The sequence below is a fragment of the Leucobacter luti genome, assembly GCF_004217175.1.
Classification (GTDB): Bacteria; Actinomycetota; Actinomycetes; order Actinomycetales; family Microbacteriaceae; genus Leucobacter; species Leucobacter luti.
On the sequence record NZ_SHKI01000005.1, the window covers coordinates 191,803 to 207,992 of the forward strand.

Genomic DNA, 16,190 nt, shown 5'->3' on the forward strand with positions numbered 1-16,190 from the left:
CGAGCTACAAGACAAATGAACACGAGTGTGGTTGCACGACAGATAACGGACCGGCACCAGGACGAGCCTGGGCCACCTCTTCGGAGGTAAAGGTACTAGGGGGAGGTAAACCCCCGAGCACTCCTCTTTGAGAGGAGTGTGCCTTATGGCCGCCATCAGCAAGGCCAAGAAGCCCCCCGCAAACCCCCGCACCGGCCGCGTCTCGAAGGCTGAGAGTCTCGTCGTCGAGGCCCCGCCTGTGATCGAGCTCACGCCTGGCGCGCTCTCGTCGCCGAACGCTGCTCAGTACGTCGGTCTGAACAACCGCACGCTCGCGAATATGCGCGCTCAGGGCCGTGGCCCTCGCTTCTTCCGTGCGGGTGGTCTGAACTCGCGCGTCTACTACCTCGTCAAGGATCTCGACGCCTGGCTCGAAGAGCGGGTCGCGGCCTCGAACGGGGGTGCGTGAGACCATGCACCAGAACGAGAACAGCCCCGGTACTGGTAACACCGAGGCCGTCGAAGTAGCTGCTGACGCTACGCACAAGTCTACCAGTCTCGACGCTGCTGCGCAGCTGTCGCATGTCGATGTTATCCAGCGCAAGCTGAATCTCGCGCTGGCTGACGCCTCCGACAATCAGGCCAAGCTCGCGTACCATTTCGCGGCCGATCATGGGCACCGGGTGAAGTACACGGCCGGTCTCAAGTGGTTCGTCTTCGACGGCACGCGGTACAAGGCGGACGAGAACGAGGCCGTGGTCACCCGTCTGCTCCTGGATACGCTCCGGGCGCTCAAGGCGGAGGGTGTGGCTGAGGCTGCCGCTGCGTTGGATAAGTCGGACGAGAGGAAGGCTGCAGAAGCGAAGACCGGTATGGCTGCGAACGCGCAGACGAGCAGCGGTCTCGACTCGATCCTGAAGATCGCGGGGAGGCTTTCGGGCATCGCCGCACAGGTGAGCGACTTCGACGCCAAGCCGCACCTGCTCAACATGCCGAGCGGGACCCTCGATCTGAATACCGGCATGCGGCATCCTCACGATCCGCACGACATGCTCACCAAGGTCACCGTCGGCGACTACGACCCGCAGGCCCCGGCGCAGTCCGTTCTGTGGGACGAGTTCCTCGCGACCGTGCTGCCTGACGCCGAGGTGCTCCGTTACCTCCAGCAGGCCGTGGGCCTCTCGCTGTGGGGCGCGGTGCTGCTGCATGTTCTGCTGATCCTGATCGGTACGGGCCGCAACGGCAAGGGCGTGTTCTACAACGCCGTCATGCACGCGCTGGGCGACTACGCGACGGTGGCCGACGACGGGCTCTTCGAGGCCACGCACGGCCGCAACGCGAACAGCGCTTCGCCCGCGATCGCGAAGCTGCGCGGGGCACGCTTCCTGGTCTCTTCGGAGCTCGACGAGAAGGCCCGGCTCGACGCGGCGCTCACCAAGCGCCTCACGGGCGGCGACAAGCTGTCTGCCCGCGATCTCTGGGCCAAGCCGTTCGAGTTCGATCCCGCGTTCACGGCGTTCATGGTGACGAACTTCCTGCCGAAGCTCCCTGCCAACGACGCCGCCGTCTGGGCCCGCGTGCGCGTGGTGCCGTTCAGCGTGGTCATCCCGGACGCGCAGCAGGACGTCCTCCTGCCTGAGAAGCTCAAGGCTCATGCTGACGCCGTGCTGGCGTGGGCGGCGCGAGGGTGGACTGACTACCAGGCGAATGGCCTGGTGACGCCGGCCGCGGTGCAGGTCGCCACGCAGGAGTACGCCGAGAGCCAGGACGACGTGCGCCGCTTCATCGATGAGTGCTGCAACCCTGCCCCTCTTGCTACTTCGTTCGTTACTACGGGGCTGCACAGTGCCTACACCGAGTGGGCGCAGGGCGAGAACATTCACCCGGCTCACATCCTCGGCAAGACCAAGTTCAGCCAGTCGTTGGAGCGTCTGGGGTATCCCGGTGTGAAGTCCCGCCACGGGACCGCGCACGGGCTCGTCGCCGTCAGTAAGCCGTAGCAACAGCGGGCCGCGCGGTCGGGGCAACCCTCGGCCGCGCGCCCGCAGCACTGCTCCAGGTACGCGCACCAGAGCGTGAACAAGATTCAGACCCGAGCTGCCCTGTGAGGCGGCTAGTACATCGACAGAGAGGAGCCACATCGTGGCAACGATCACGGCGAAGAAGATCGCCGACATGGAGGCACAGCGCCGCAAGCTCGACCGTGAGATCAGGTCCGCGAAGCGGGCGGAGGCTGCGGCTGCCAAGCAGGCGTTGCTGTCCGCTCGTCAGGCGCTCGGCGTCTGGCTTACGGAGTCCGTTGGCGCGGACACCACCGAGGCCGTGGAGCGCCTCCATGCAGCGCTCGACACCGACGAGGTGCGGGCGCATCTCGCGAGCAAGGTGTCGGCAGAATCGCCGGACACTTCCGCGCAGGGTGACGACGCTGACCGCCCGGAATCGCCGGACACTTCGGGCGCTCAGCATGAGGCGTACGGCGGTCGCGATGCGTAGCGTCGTGACCATGTCGGAGGGCACCGGATCAGCGAGCGGGCTGTCCGGTGCTCGACGCGCCACGCGCGCCGCAGACGAGGCCCCAGTGGGGCGTCGTCGCAGTTGCGCGTCGAGGCCCGCCAGGGCCGAGGTGCCCCGCAGGGCCCCGGACGATTGCGCAGCAATCGTCATACGGGGCTATGACGATTTCCGTCTCGGGATGCCCAGAGGCTCACAGCGACCCCTGTACGGGGCGATGGGAGAGGGCAGCACGAGGCGGGAATCGTCATCGCGGCGGCGCAGCGTTCGGGGTAGCGCAGCGAGGGGCCCCGGACGATGTGACGACGCAGCGACAGCGGCGACACGAGTGGTTACGAGTGGCGCTGATGGAGCGCCTAGAGAAGAGGAGGAACGACGATGAGCGAGGTCAAGGGACACGCCGCTTTCCACAAGCACAAGGACGCGCCGAGGCACACCGGGACGAGGGTGGGAACGCGTGGTGAGCGGCGCAAGCTGCTGAAGGAGTCGATGCGGCATCTCGACCCGAAGGAGGTCGCGCGTCAGGCGCACAAGAACGGCAGCATCGCGCCCGCCGACGCGCACCTGAACACTGCGTACGTGAACGACGGCAACAGCGGGTTCGAGGTCGCGACAAGCATCAAGCAGGTGCTCGACTACGGCGATGCTCGCGAGAAGCGCGTGCACCGGAAGATCGCCGCAGGGTCGCGCACCGTCGATCTCTTCGTCGTGCATCTGCCGAAGACGATGTGCGTCGAGATCAAGGACTACTACCCGCGCTACAACCCCGACGGCTCCGAGCGGCTCGACCCCGAGACCGGCGAGCCGATGAGCCGCTCGCGCTGGGTCGCACGCGACCACGACGAGGCGATGCGGTACTTCGTCACGGCGGTCGCGTTCCTCGGTCTGAAGGTCAGCCCCGGCGGCATGGACTCCATCCACGGGTGGGCGACGAACTTCGACGAGAGCACGCCGCATATCCAGGTCATGGCCGACCCGTTCGCGCCCGACCCGAAGGTGCCAGGCGCGCTGCGGACGGAGGCCTCGCGCGCCTACACCAGTCATGCCGAGGTGCGGAAGGCGAACGGCAAGATGTACGGCAAGGGCGAGCGCATCCGCGAGTACCAGGCCCAGTTGCGCGAGCGGATGATCGCCGAGGGCTACCCGGTCGAGTCAGAGCCCGGCGAGCACCACGGCCGTGAGCTGCCGAAGGAGGTCTACGAGGAGGTGCAGGACGAGAAGGCAGAGGCGGCATCGCTGCGCAACGCAGCCACGCGAGGCGAGGCCCGCAACGCTCGCGATCGCCGGGAGCTGGATCGCGACAGGGCAATTGTCGCCTCCATTCGTGAGGATGTCATCGCCGCGCGAAAAGAGGTGAGCGACGACCTGGCGCTGGTCGCCCGCACCAAGGCGAGAAACGCCGCAGACGCCGCCCAGAACGCCGCAGACCGTGCCGAGCTGCGCGAGGTCGCTATCGACGATGCCGAGGCGCTCAGCTGGCATCGCAGCGACGCTGACGCGGACATCCTGGCCGCCCGCGCGGCCGCTGATGAAGAACTGGCAGAAGCGCACTACGTGGCCGGGCTCCGCGAGCGCATCGCATCGGCACGCATCAAGTGGGCCGCTGATTTCGCGCAGCAGGTTGGCGACCTCGGCAACAAGGCTCTCGACAAGATCGACGACGAGGTGAAGCGCCAGCCGCTCCGCGAGAGCCTCGACGCCGCGCTCACGCCGCCGACGCCCGTACCCGCGCCGCAGGCCGAGAACCGTCACGCAGCCGCAGCAAAGCGCGACCGCGACCAGAAGGACGCCGCGCGAGCTGCTCTCATCGACGGAGGCACCCAGCAGCAAACCGGCTCCCGCACCGGAATCCCGTACAACGAATGACCCGCAGCAGAGGGCAACGGTGCGCAGCACGGCGGCAGCCCTGACAGCACGCAGGATGCCCCCGCAGCCGTGACGGCGAGGGGGCATCCTGGCGGGCGTTGTGGAAGATGAATCGGTCAGGAGCGAAGCCTCAGTTGAAACTCGTGCCACTTCTGAGAGCCTGAAAACCTCGTGCCAACCTCGGTTTTAGCGATTATTGGTAAAGCTCGGTCACTTCTCAGTCGAAGCTCAGTCAGTAGCAGGTCGAAACTCGTGTCACTCTCGGTCGCGTTTCGGACGCCGTTTTGCCTCGGTCGAAACTCGGGCTGTTGCCGGTTGAAGCTCCGTCGTAGCTCGGTGAAACATCGGTTACTTTTCCGTGGGCGCTTTCAGCCCCGGTGAAACCTCGGTCTGTCGCCGGTCGTGGCTCCGTCGAAACTCGTGTCACTCTCGGTGACGTCTTTTGCCTCGTGTCAACTTCGGTCGTTTCTCGGTCGAAATCTCGTGATTCGACCGAGGAGATCTCGGGGCTCGCATAGGCGCGCCCGCCGCTCCGCTTCGGGCACGTCCTCCGTTCCGCTTCGGACATGCCCACGAACAGTGAGTAAATACATACTGCCGGAGCGCGGATTATTCACGTCGCGTGACCTCTCGTGACGGTGACTGGTGCGACACCCGCAGGGCATCGAGCACGCCTTCGGCGCGGCGCTCGTAGTAAGTAGTAATACTTCTTCTTTAGGTAGTGGTTCGGGAGACCCCTCTTTGGGGAGGCTGCTCGGGCCAACGGGCGCATGCGTTGAGAGGCAAAAACCGCGTAATCATGCGGAAGTGTGCTGACTGTGCTGACTTATACCTATCTTTTTACACGCGTGAGAAATGACAGATAGTCTCTACAGAAAGCTATGGAACAAGTGAGCACACTCAGCACAATGACACTTGTATCACTCAGTCATGCAGCCCTTCTTGCCTGAGCTCTCTCCCTAAAAGGAGGTCCCCCCGAGAGCGCAAGCTCCCGTGGGTGGGTGTTCTTCTGCGTGCGCGCGCTGCGTAAAGCGAAGACCCCGCAGCGCGAGGCTGCAGGGTCTTGTTGCTTGGGGTGCTGCTCAGCCATAGCAGACGGGCTGGTTCGGCGGGCATCCTCCGCCGCCCTGGTGCGGGGCGATGATCGTGCCGCCGCCGTTATTGCTGCTGCCGCCTGTGTCCCCACTGCTGCTTCCTCCGCCGCCGGAGTACCCGGGGTCGTAGCCGCTCCAGGAGTCCTGCTCAGCGGCCTGGCGCTCGGCCTCCTCGGCGGCGAGACGCTCTGCCTCGGCCTGAGCAGCAGCTTCCTCGGCTGCGCTCTTCTCGGCCGCGATGCGCGCGGTCTCGTCCACCTTGTGCTGCTCGAAGTCGGCGAGCAGCGCTTCCACGGCGTCGTCGAGATCGGCTGCAGCCCGGGTGGCGGGCGCTATCGACGACTGGATCTCCTCGGCATCGTCGCGCGTCTCACAGGAATCCGAGAGTTCTGTGCCCTCGGCCCCGTCGAGCTTGTGCGCCACGTCGGCTACGAGATCGGTCGCGCCCTCGCGCCCGGCGTACGGCGCGCTCGTGCCGCCGTCAGCGAGCGCAGTGCTCTCGACGGCGGTCAGGGCGTCCTCGCCCGCCTCCGTGGACGCTGCGAGCGCCTCGCGGGCGGCAGCGGCCCCGTCGAGGGCCTCCGCGCAGAGGCGCTCGGTCTCGGCGTTGTGGGAAGCAACGGCGAAGACTGTGCCGGTGATGCCCGCGCCGACGACGAGCACGCCTGTGGCGATCAGGGCGACGAGCCTCTTGCGGCTGCGGCGCGGTGCGGAGACGGTCAACGGATGTCCTCGTGACGGGTGGTCTCCGTGGTGGTGACCCTCTTGCGCACCGCAAGCCTCCGCACGAACGTCACCAGGTTGGTGCCCTCGAACAGGTTGATCGACTGAACCTCCCGGCCCTCGGCCGCGTGGGCGTTGAGGAGCCACTCAAACTTCCCGTCGGCCGCGGGGGCCGTCATCTGCCGGTACTCGACCGTGGCGCGCGGGCCGGGGCGCTGTGCCTGCGTTGGAGATGCGGGCTGCTGGCCGGCGGTGGTGCCTGGGCGGCGGGGAACGTAGGGCTGCTTCGCAACCATCAGTCGGCGATCCAGTTGCCGTCGGTGTCGCGGACGAAGCCTGCGACCCGGGCCTCGGTCACAGTGATCGTGCCGGACTTCATGACGGACAGCTCGACGGTTCCGAGCCAAGCTATCTGGCCGTCTTCCTTCACCTTCGCGGGGAAGCTGAACTCCATGTCCCCGTCGTCTGCGGGCGATGCGGCGCAGTTGGCGACGAGCGTGATGACGCTCAGGTCGTCCGAGTAATAAGTGCCCGCTACGGGATCAGCGTCGTCGAGCTCAGAGATCGTCTCCGCGTCTCGGAGGAGGCCCCACGCGGGCGCGTCGGAGTAGTACCCGACACCGACCTCGTCCAGCACTCCCTGGACCCAGTCGGCGTACTGACCCCCGCCTGCGATGTACTGCTGGGCCTTTTCCACAGTGCCGATGGTGCCGTCCATGAACAGCGCGACCACCTCGGGCTCGACAGGCTCCCAGGTCTCCAGCGACTCGTATCGCTCGGATGCCTCCGCGGCATGGTCGCCTGCGCTCTCGGACGGTGCCTTGAGCACGTCCTGCGAGCCGTCAAGATACCGGGGCTCGACGTCGATCGCGCAGTATTTCGCACCGCCCAGTTCGCGAGGCGTCAGCACAGCCTCGGTCGAGAGCATCTCACGATCGGTGACCACGTCGAGCAGGCCCTCGGGCAGGCGGATCAGCACCTCGCCGCTGTCGGAGCCGTAGCGCGGGGTCTGGAACTCGAATACGCCTTGCTCCGCGGATTCCGTGGGCGCGCCGTCGCCAGCGGGTGGGGCATCGGAGGAGCATCCCGCGAGCAGGAGCATCGCCCCGGCCGCCAGCAGTGCGGTCGTGGTCTTGATCGTCTTCTTGGTCATCTAATGGCCTCTTTCGCTGTGTTCAGACCCGCAATTTCGCCTGGCCTACGAGCAGACTCATATTATAGTGGTACTACGTTAGTGGGTGTACTATTGTTGTCCCTCTCAACACCATTGAGGTATGGGTTGGAGGAGTAGTGACGCGAGGCGTCTGGGCAAGACGCTGCGCGAGCTGCGCAACGATCGCGGGATGTCGCAGGAGGACCTCGCGCACGCGTCCGGCCTCACCAAGAACCAGATGAGTCTGCTTGAGCGCGGCAGGGGCTCCGGCCCCATCGCTACAGCGGGAGCCTCGAACCCTCGCATGGAGACCCTCGCGGGAATCGCCGACGCGCTCGGCATGAGCATGTCGGAGCTTCTCGCGAAAGCTGACCTGTAGTGCTGCTGTAGGGCACCGAGCACGCCTGCGGCGGCGATGAAGCCTTCTGGTCGAGCTGACTCCCATGGAAGATGTCCCCCGAGAGCGGGTGTGCTCCCGGGAGAAGTGATCTCCTGCGCGTACGTGCGGCTACGGTTCGAGGGGGTCGTCATGCCCCCGCAGCGGCTCGAACGTGAGCGCTGCACCATCTGAGCGAACCTGTACTCGCACCCTGTGATCGTCGAACGCGATGAGCGGTGCGAGAAGCAGCCGCTCGATCTCGCGGTGCAGCCCGCGTACGCCGAGACGAGTGTCGCGGTGCCGACCGGCGAGCCACTGGGCGACATCCTCACCGACCTCGACGTACCAGCCCTGCTGCGTGACACGCGTCACGGCCTCGCTGACGGCCTTCTCAGCGATCTGCCTCGCCGTCTCAGGCGAGAGCTGGTCGAACGCGACGTTCACGTCGAGCCTGCCGAGCAGTTCCCCGGGGAACACGTCCTCGGGCGTGCGCGACTCGGCAGTGGCTCCAAGGTTCGTGGTCATCACGATGATCGTCTCCGCGAAGCTCGCCTCGGTTCCCCAGCCGTCGGTAAGGCGCCCATCGTCGAACACCTGCAAGAACAGCTGCCACAGGTCGGGGTGCGCTTTCTCGAACTCGTCGAGCAGCACGACGCTGCGCGGCTTCTCGGCGACACGGGTGGTGAGCAGCCCTTCACGGGTCGAGTTCTTCCAGATGCGTGATGCTCCGATGAGCTTCATGCGTGCGTCTGCTGCGTCGGCGTACTCGGACATGTTGAGCCGGATGATGGCTTCTGCGTCGCCGTACGCGGCGGTGGCGAGCTGGTGTGCCAGGGTGGTCTTCCCGGTGCCGCTCGGGCCGTTCAGCATAATCACCCCGTGCGGTCGCTCTGGCTTGAGCTTCAGCCCGGAGAGTGACATCGCGACGCGCTCGGCGACAGCACCCACGGCGCGGTCCTGCCCGATTACGGCTGATCTGAGCGATAACGTGAGGTCGAGCGGCCGAGGCGGTGGCTTCCACACCGTGATGTCGTCGATGCTGGGTAGCGCGACCTCGCTCTCGTCTGGCTCTACCGGCTCGTCATCGCGTGCGGCTCTGAGATGCTCGGCAAGCATTTCGCCGGTAGCGTCGTAGAGCGCTTCGAGGTCGAGCGTTCGTGCGGTGTGCTCGGTGATGTCGTCGCGGCCCTGGTGCCACCTGAAGTCGGCGGCGTGCGCGCGGGCGTTGCTGTGCACGCTCATTCTGGTTCCTTTCCGTCGGTGTCGGCGTGCGCCTGGATCGGCCCGCAGCGTTCGAGGTTTCTCGCGAGGATTGCTCGCAGCTCGTCGTCGATCTCCTGGTTCATAGTGGGCTCTTTTCTCAGTAGCTGCGGAACACGTAGACGCCGCTGTCGGCGTCGCACGTGGTGTAGTCATAGGCCAGCTCGGCAGTCCAGGACTTCCAGTCGAAGTGGCGCTGGATCTCCTCGGGGATGCCGGTCAGCAACCCCGTGTCATCCGCGTAGCTGCTCGCGTAGTCGTCGAATGACTCCCAGTGGCCGCAGTAGCGGTCCTCGAAGTCAGAGGTGCTGGGCAGGTCGCCGGTGCCCTCGGCGACGTAGTCTCCGCTCGCGACCCACGCGTAAAGCGCAGCTCGCTGGTGCTCGTCGATCTCGTCGAACACGCGCCCCCACTCCGCGGCCTCGCTAGGGCTCATCTCGCGGCGCACGGGGATGTTCTCGATGTCGAAGCACCAGAGCTCGTCGTGCGAGCTCGGGCGGCCGTGGACGTCGGCTGTGGTGACGTCGGCAGCGCCTATGGCGTCGTGCCAGTCGCCGACGAGTCGGCCTGCGTTGTAGCAGGCAAGGCATCCGATCCAGACTCGGGGTGTGGTGTCGGTAGTAGTCATGGTGGTCATTGGAGCGTCCTCCTCCTCCGGGCAGTGATGCGGGGCAGCGCCGACGGCAGGCAGTCAGGCTCTATTGAAATGACGCGGTTACGCCGCCGTGCGCTGCTCCCGGAGGAGATCCCGGCCCGGCGGCTGCCGGGCGAGACTGACATGCCCGGAACGGAATTCTCTTCGCGCTCCTACACACGAATCACTAGAATCGGAAAGAGTTCGTGTTGCGCACGCGCAATGACGGACTCTTTAGTCTTGCCAGAAAGGGGTGCCGATGTCGCGCTTGTCGGACCTGCTGCGCACGCTGGAACAGCTCGATCCGCAGCTTGCGAAGGATCTCGATGACGAGATCCGTCCGCTTCAGAAGCGGCTGCCGTTCGGTCTGAACTTCGAGCGCCATGCGCCCGAGGCAGTCGAGCTGGCGGGCCACCGCATCCGCAAGGGCAACAAGGTCCGCGTGCTCCCTCGGGTCTGCTGATGCTTTGGTTGAGTCCGGGGTTTATGCCGCCAAAGCGACGACATCCATCATTATGGCCTCGAACTCGACCCGTGTCAGCTTCCCGAGCCTGCGCTGACGTCGTTTCCGGTGATACTTCCCCTCGATCCAGGCCACGATCGCGAGGCGCAACTCTTGCCGGGTGCGCCACGACTGCCGGTCAAGCACGTTCTTCTGTAACAGCGAGAAGAACGACTCCATGGCAGCGTTATCACCACACGCGCCCACTCTTCCCATCGAACCCTTCAACTGGTGCCGCTTCAAAGCCTGCTGGAACTTCCGGCTACGAAATTGACTGCCCCTGTCGCTGTGAACGATCACGCCCGCCGGATAGCCACGCTGCTGCAGCGCGTTTCCCAGCGCCCGAACCGCAAGCGATGCCTTCATCCGCTTATCGATCGCGTACCCCACGATCCGGTTCGAGCACACGTCCTTGATCGCGCACAAGTAGAGCTTGCCCTCTCCTGTCCAATGCTCGGTGATATCCGTGAGCCACTTCTCGTCAAGTGCATCTGCGGTGAAGTCGCGCTCCACGAGATCATCACCCACCGGCTCTCCAGCTCGCTGGTAACGGCGCTTACGCTTGGTGATGGCCGACTGAATACCCGCGACCTTGCACAGCCGCCACACGCGCCGCTCGCTGATGTCGTAGCCGAGATCATGGAGATCATCAGCAAGCACACGGTAGCCACCCTCGGGATCCTCTTCGTGCAGCTCACGCAGCACCCCGATCAACTGCTCCTCCTCGGCCTCACGGGCAGACTGCGGAGATGTGAGCCATCGGTAGTAGGCCTGCTCACTGAACTCCAGTACCCGGCACGCCACCGCGACCGGCACCCTGACACGGGCACCTGGCGCAGCCATCTCACGGACGAGCGGGTAAATCATTTTGGGGGCGTGATATGCGCCTGCGAGAGATACGCTGCCGCACGCCGGAGCACTTCGTTTTCCATCTCGAGTTCACGAATACGTTTCAGAGCAGCTCGCATTTCGCGCTGCTCCTCAGGGTCCTTCGAGGGGGTCATCCCATACGTTTTGAACCTGGCGTCTTGTACCCACGCACCGAGTGCTGATTTCGAGATACTAAGATCACGGCACACGGTTTTCTGTGCGATGCCGGACTCCACGAGCGCGACAGCGTCACGCTTGAACTCCTCGCTGTACTTCATTGGCATGGTCATCATCCTTCCAGCTCCGACCCTCATGAGCGAAGCAGTCTTGGACTCAACCAAACCCTCAGCAGACCCAACCTCGGTGTCTACGGCGCCCGGAAGATCCACGCTGCCCTGAACCGGGAGGGCGTCGAGGTCGCCCGCTGCACCGTCGAGCGGCTGATGCGCGCCGCGGGCATCCAGGGCATCCGGCGCGACAAGACCCGCAAGACCACCTTCGGGGACGGCGCGGAGACCGACCGGCCCGCCGACCTCGTGAAGCGCGCGTTCACCGCGACGGCACCGAACCAGCTCTGGGTTGCGGACCTGACCTACATCCGTACCCACGCCGGGTGGACCTACGCCGCGTTCGTCCTCGACGTGTTCTCTCGCCGTATCGTCGGCTGGCAGGTGTCCACGTCGCTGCGCACCGATCTCGCCGTCGACGCGCTCGACATGGGCCTCTGGGAGCGCCGCAGAGCAGGGCAGGACATCGCCGGGCTGATCCATCACAGCGATGCCGGAGTGCAGTATCGAGCCATTCGCTACACCGAGCGCCTCGCCGAAGCCGACGCCGTCGCGTCCGTCGGAACGGTCGGCGACAGCTACGACTGTCAGTCTGTTTGCACCCGATCTCGCAAGGATTGGGGAGTCCCGGTCGGAGCGGTCTGACTCTTGTTACGAATGGCCCGCAGGGTGCCTTTGCGTTGATCTGTCGACCCTCCGCCCGGGCAGCGCATGAAGCGCTGCCACCGGACGAGGCGTGACCTAATAGGAGCCTGGAGCCTACTCTCAAACAGCGTCCCCGTGACAGTCCTGTCCCCTCGCCGGTGACAGCGTGAAACCCACGATAACCGGCCGAGAGGACCCCCGCTATGACCCAGACAGAACCCACCCGTTCAGGGCATATCGTGATCGGCGTCGACACGCATAAACACATTCACGTCGCAGCAGTGATGGACACCATCGACGGGGTACTCGCGACCCTCACGATCGCAACCGACACCGCCGGGTATAGGCAGCTGCTCGCCTGGGCTCAAGGGTTCGGAAAGATCATCTCTTTCGGGATCGAGGGAACCGGCTCCTACGGGGCAGGCCTCACCTCGTTCCTGCGGCGGCACGGGTACAAGGTCGTCGAGGTCTCACGCCCTGACCGCAGACTCCGCCGGCTCAACGGTAAGTCCGACACTCTCGATGCGGAGAACGCCGCGCGAGCGGTACTTGCGGGGTTCGCGACCGCGACCCCGAAAACAATGGATGGCGCGGTCGAGATGATCCGGCAGCTCAAAGTTGCCCATGACACTGCGGTGAAGCAGAAAGCCGCGACGATGGTGACGCTCAAAGCCCTGCTCGTGCACGCGCAAGAACAGCTCCGTGCCGAGACCGCGCGGAAGACGCAACGCACTCTCGCGCGTTACTGCGCAGCATTCCGGCCGCGCGGCCTCGACTCCCCAGAGGATGCGAACCGGCATACGCTGCGGTCGCTTGCGAAGCGTTGGCTCTTGCTCGACGAGGAGATCAAGGAACTCACCAGCATGATCGAGGAGCTCGTTCTCGGACGCGCACCACATCTGCTGGACGCGTTTGGTATTGGTGTGGATACTGCAGCCGAAATCCTCATCGTCGCAGGAGACAACCCCGAGCGCATCAAGTCCGAGGCCGCGTTCGCGAAACTCGCGGGTATCAGCCCGGTCCCCACCGGATCAGGCATGACCAGCGGGAAGCATCGCATCAACCATGGCGGGCACCGGCAACTCAACGCGGCGATCTATCGGACCGTGATCGTGCGGATGAGATTCCACCAGCCCACCATCGACTACGTCGCCCGCAGAACCGCCGAGGGGAAAAGCAAACGAGACATCATCCGATGCTTGAAACGCTATGTGATTCGCGAGCTCTACCACCTCGTCAAAGTCAATCCGAGGACAGGTGAGATTGTGAGTTGACAAATATAGGAGCATCAACGCGATGGCCGAGGCGCTGAACTCGTTGTTCAAGGCCGAGTGTATCCGCAACCCGATGATGCGCCCCAAGGGCGGGTGGGCGTCGATCCGCGACGTCGAGATCGCAGTCGCCGAATACGTCGACTGGTACAACCACCGGCGCCTGCACGGCGAGATCGGACACATCCCACCCGCCGAGTTCGAGGCCGCCCACTGGGCATCCCACGAGCCCGTCAGCTACGTTGGAGAACAGGTTCCCATCGGAGCCGGTTCCAGATAACCGAGCCTCCACGAAACCCGGGGCGCTTCACCTTCATATCACTGATTGCTTCTGCCAAAAATCCAGGGCTCAACAGGCTCGCCTTCGAACTGTCCCAAGATCAAACTCTCAAATTCCAGACTGGTCAGTGAAGTATTCCTCCAGAGCGCGTCGGTTTTTGAGCTTCAGCTTCCGAAAGATTCGTCTCACGTGCCCCTCGACGGTCCGAGCGCTCAGGTAGAGTTCCGTTGCAATCTCACGGTTGGTGAGACCGTAAGCAACCAGCCTCGCGACCTGCTCTTCTCGGCGGGAAAGAACTGCAGGCAATGCACTAAACCGGGAAACGTCAAGTGCAGAACTACCGATCCGCGATCGCGCCCGGTTCCCGGCTTCATGCGCATCCGTAGCGCGTGCAGCATTTCCCGCGTTCTCAAACCATGCTTCGGCCATGGCATAGGCTGACGCAGCTAAACCAAAGCGCCCCGTGTCCACTAGCGCTTCGGCACCCCTCAACATGCTTTCCGGGTCCTTCTTCACGAGTGCCGTCACGTAAACTCCCTGGGCTTGCAGGGAGACATTTTCGGGAACGAGCTTCAGGAGCTGATTCACTTTGTCGAGTCGTTCTGCATTGGGGTGAATCTCGATCGAAACGAACATTTCCAGCATCCCTGCATAGCGCGCTTCCCGAGCCCATAACTTCTCACCTGATCTCCAGAGCTCTTCTGCAGCGTGTTCTAGTTCTCCTTGCAGGATCATCAGTTGCGCAATTGGCCAGGCAAGCGACTGTGCCGGCAGCGGCCCATCAGCAATACCCTGTCGCTGCGCCTCACGTACAAACCGTTCAGTGAGGAGTGTGTCTCCGCGACGGGCGGCGACCACACTAGTGGTCACGGAGACCGTGGCCACCTGTGGATTCGAAGGGAACGAGGTGTGGCCTCCAACCGCAGCGACAACTTCAGCTAAGCGGTCAAGGGCAAAATGGTCTCCTGACTGGCTGTGGCACAACGCAAGCGCGCACGCGAGAGAGCGAACGCCCTGGATATCGACCTGTTCCCTCGCTTCCTCTAACCAATGAGTAAGGAGGTGCAGCGCTTCAGCATGGCGCCCCTCCCCGAGTAACATAAATCCGTAAAGAACTCGTGGTTTGATCTGCTCTTGCAGAGGGTCTAATACACGGATGCGCTCGAACGCTTGGTGGGCTTCATTAAACCGGCACGATGTCACGAAGATCAACATTTGCGCTTCTAGAAGGGCGAGTTGCACTTTTACTGGGAGGTCGTGGGTTACCTTGAGCTTCTTCAAGGAATCGCTGGGGGCCCTGACTAGGTTGGTGAGAATAGTGACTTCAGCCGCATCAAGTAGCCGCCCGAAGTCACCAAAAGAGTTCCGCTCGGTGCGAAGCAGTTCCAGCGCGTCATCGACCTTCCCCTGAACATGCGCAAGCCAGTTGGCGTGAAGAACGATGAGCTCTGCATGACTTTCGATTTCACCGGTAGAGAAATCCGTGTCACGGAAAACCTGCTCAACAAGTACTTCACTGTCTGCCTGAGGTAACTGCATGAGCGCGGTGATGTAGCCCACCGCATTTCGTGGTGTCTGTGATGCCACCCAATCTGCCGACGCAACTGTGATCCGCGTTCGTACCTGTTCCCGAGCCAAGGCAGCAAACAATGCCTCTCTGCCATCGACTATTGGAGCCAGGGGAGAATTCCCTGCTAGGACGACTGCGGCGGGTTCCACCTCACCGATTCGCTCAAGGATGTGCCTATTGAGGCGATCCTTCCGGGTAGAGGCGGGTGCGCGCCGAAAATATTCGACTAAGAGAGGGGGAATAACCATCACCCAGTCATGCACTGAACCCGAGAGGATTGTTGTGAGTCCACGCTCCTCCAGCAGTTCGAGTACCTCAACCTCAACAAGCTTCCGTGCAGTGTCCAGGTCAACTGTCCCCACGGAGGCAAGAACTTCCAGGGAATCTCGGACATGGGTGGGGAGGTCGCTGACGTAAGTCTCGAGCATTGACGTGAGACCAGAGCTCCACAGGTCGTCCGTGCTTGTCCATACTCCGTAAGAGTCTTGAACCAACTGGTTCTCACGCCGTGCTGCCTTCACTAAGGCAAGTGCTAAACCTATGTGCCCGCCTGTCATCGCATAGACACGACTTAGTGCACCTCTCTCAATCGGTGAATTCAGGTGCGTTTTGAGTACTGCTCCTAGCTCATCAATTCGCAACGACCGCATTTCCACGACGTATCCCGTGGGCACTCGTGAGAGGTAAGATTCATCCGAAATACTGCTCGCCCGAGCACCCCGCAAGTGGGAGAACACGACTGGTACCGAAAGCGCACGATGGACGGAATCGATGATTCCCCATGAAGCCTCATCAAGTTCATTCCAGTCGTCAATAAAGATCACCGAGTTAGGGCCAGATACTTTCGCTTGCAGGGCAAAAGTTACCTGGTGAATTGAGGCGATACCACGGACCTCATCCCCAGCATCTAACACCCCTGGAAGGTTGAGGGCTGCGAGCGGAAACTGCTTGAGAGAGGCGATCCCACGAATAAAAAGAGTACTCCACCCGCCGTCACGCAGGATATCGTTCAGATTCTTCAGAAAAGTACTCTTGCCACTACCATGACTGCCGACTACTTCCACGCTACCGCCGGCTCGAACCGTCTCTGCCGCGAGGGCAAGCGTGTCGCCGTGCTGAATATCCATGAAGCCCCCGCCCCGCTCTAGCAGATCCCGCTCATCACA

General features: G+C 63.4%; 15 protein-coding genes and 1 pseudogene. 9 read left to right on the forward strand and 7 right to left on the reverse strand.

Annotated elements, in window-relative coordinates; all coding sequences use genetic code 11:
• The first annotated feature begins 145 nt into the window (after positions 1-145).
• The 4 genes from EV139_RS09995 (at position 146) to EV139_RS10010 (ending at position 4,356) form a co-directional block, all read left to right on the forward strand.
• Positions 146-448 (forward strand): helix-turn-helix domain-containing protein, encoded by a 303-nt coding sequence (locus tag EV139_RS09995; protein ID WP_130454192.1) that lies wholly within the window; start codon positions 146-148, stop codon positions 446-448.
• Between the two features lie 4 nt (positions 449-452).
• Positions 453-1,979 (forward strand): DNA primase family protein, encoded by a 1,527-nt coding sequence (locus EV139_RS10000; RefSeq protein WP_130454193.1) that lies wholly within the window; start codon positions 453-455, stop codon positions 1,977-1,979.
• Between the two features lie 142 nt (positions 1,980-2,121).
• Positions 2,122-2,472 carry a hypothetical protein gene (locus EV139_RS10005; RefSeq protein WP_130454194.1) on the forward strand — a complete coding sequence of 117 codons (351 nt, stop codon included), beginning with the start codon at positions 2,122-2,124 and terminating at the stop codon, positions 2,470-2,472.
• A 396-nt stretch (positions 2,473-2,868) separates the two neighbouring features.
• Complete coding sequence (locus EV139_RS10010; protein ID WP_130454195.1) at positions 2,869-4,356, forward strand: hypothetical protein; 1,488 nt, start codon at positions 2,869-2,871, stop codon at positions 4,354-4,356.
• 1,082 nt (positions 4,357-5,438) lie between these two features.
• On the opposite strand, the gene EV139_RS10015 is transcribed toward EV139_RS10010, so the two are convergent.
• Genes EV139_RS10015 through EV139_RS10025 form a run of 3 tightly spaced genes read right to left on the reverse strand, consistent with a single transcriptional unit; the run spans position 5,439 to position 7,326 of the window.
• On the reverse strand, positions 5,439-6,173 hold the full coding sequence (locus tag EV139_RS10015; RefSeq protein ID WP_130454196.1) for a hypothetical protein: 735 nt from the start codon (positions 6,171-6,173) through the stop codon (positions 5,439-5,441).
• Entirely contained in the window at positions 6,170-6,469 is a 300-nt protein-coding gene (locus tag EV139_RS10020; protein ID WP_130454197.1) for a hypothetical protein, read from the reverse strand. The genes EV139_RS10015 and EV139_RS10020 overlap by 4 nt, the downstream gene beginning before the upstream one ends.
• Positions 6,469-7,326 carry a hypothetical protein gene (locus EV139_RS10025; RefSeq protein WP_130454198.1) on the reverse strand — a complete coding sequence of 286 codons (858 nt, stop codon included), beginning with the start codon at positions 7,324-7,326 and terminating at the stop codon, positions 6,469-6,471. The genes EV139_RS10020 and EV139_RS10025 overlap by 1 nt, the downstream gene beginning before the upstream one ends.
• A gap of 121 nt (positions 7,327-7,447) precedes the next feature.
• On the opposite strand from EV139_RS10025, the gene EV139_RS10030 reads away from it, so the two are divergent.
• Positions 7,448-7,705, forward strand: a complete 258-nt coding sequence (locus EV139_RS10030) for a helix-turn-helix domain-containing protein (RefSeq protein ID WP_130454199.1) — start codon at positions 7,448-7,450, stop codon at positions 7,703-7,705.
• Positions 7,706-7,834: 129 nt separating this feature from the next.
• Here EV139_RS10030 and EV139_RS10035 read toward each other — a convergent pair whose 3' ends face one another.
• A complete protein-coding gene (locus EV139_RS10035) occupies positions 7,835-8,947 on the reverse strand; it encodes an AAA family ATPase (RefSeq protein WP_198677530.1) in 1,113 nt (370 codons plus the stop codon).
• Positions 8,948-9,065: 118 nt separating this feature from the next.
• A complete protein-coding gene (locus tag EV139_RS10040) occupies positions 9,066-9,602 on the reverse strand; it encodes an antirestriction protein ArdA (RefSeq protein WP_130454201.1) in 537 nt (178 codons plus the stop codon).
• A gap of 256 nt (positions 9,603-9,858) precedes the next feature.
• Here EV139_RS10040 and EV139_RS10045 point away from each other — a divergent pair, with 256 nt between their 5' ends.
• On the forward strand, positions 9,859-10,062 hold the full coding sequence (locus EV139_RS10045; protein ID WP_198677531.1) for a hypothetical protein: 204 nt from the start codon (positions 9,859-9,861) through the stop codon (positions 10,060-10,062).
• A 21-nt stretch (positions 10,063-10,083) separates the two neighbouring features.
• Here the strand turns inward: EV139_RS10045 and EV139_RS10050 are convergent.
• Positions 10,084-11,255, reverse strand: a protein-coding gene (locus EV139_RS10050; RefSeq protein ID WP_130454202.1) for an IS3 family transposase whose coding sequence is annotated in 2 segments (ribosomal slippage) — positions 10,084-10,979 and positions 10,979-11,255 — 1,173 coding nt in all. Because the reading frame shifts where the segments join, the coding sequence is not laid out codon by codon here.
• Positions 11,256-11,327: 72 nt separating this feature from the next.
• Here EV139_RS10050 and EV139_RS10055 point away from each other — a divergent pair.
• The 3 genes and pseudogenes from EV139_RS10055 to EV139_RS10065 all read left to right on the forward strand — a co-directional run.
• Positions 11,328-11,843: pseudogene (locus EV139_RS10055) on the forward strand (IS3 family transposase); the annotation flags it as partial.
• 263 nt (positions 11,844-12,106) lie between these two features.
• The gene (locus EV139_RS10060; protein WP_130454204.1) at positions 12,107-13,177 is read left to right on the forward strand and encodes an IS110 family RNA-guided transposase; all 1,071 of its coding nucleotides are present in this window, start codon (positions 12,107-12,109) and stop codon (positions 13,175-13,177) included.
• Between the two features lie 22 nt (positions 13,178-13,199).
• Positions 13,200-13,454 carry an integrase core domain-containing protein gene (locus EV139_RS10065; protein ID WP_130454205.1) on the forward strand — a complete coding sequence of 85 codons (255 nt, stop codon included), beginning with the start codon at positions 13,200-13,202 and terminating at the stop codon, positions 13,452-13,454.
• Positions 13,455-13,562: 108 nt separating this feature from the next.
• On the opposite strand, the gene EV139_RS10070 is transcribed toward EV139_RS10065, so the two are convergent.
• Entirely contained in the window at positions 13,563-16,151 is a 2,589-nt protein-coding gene (locus EV139_RS10070) for a helix-turn-helix transcriptional regulator (protein ID WP_130454206.1), read from the reverse strand.
• Positions 16,152-16,190 lie beyond the last annotated feature (39 nt).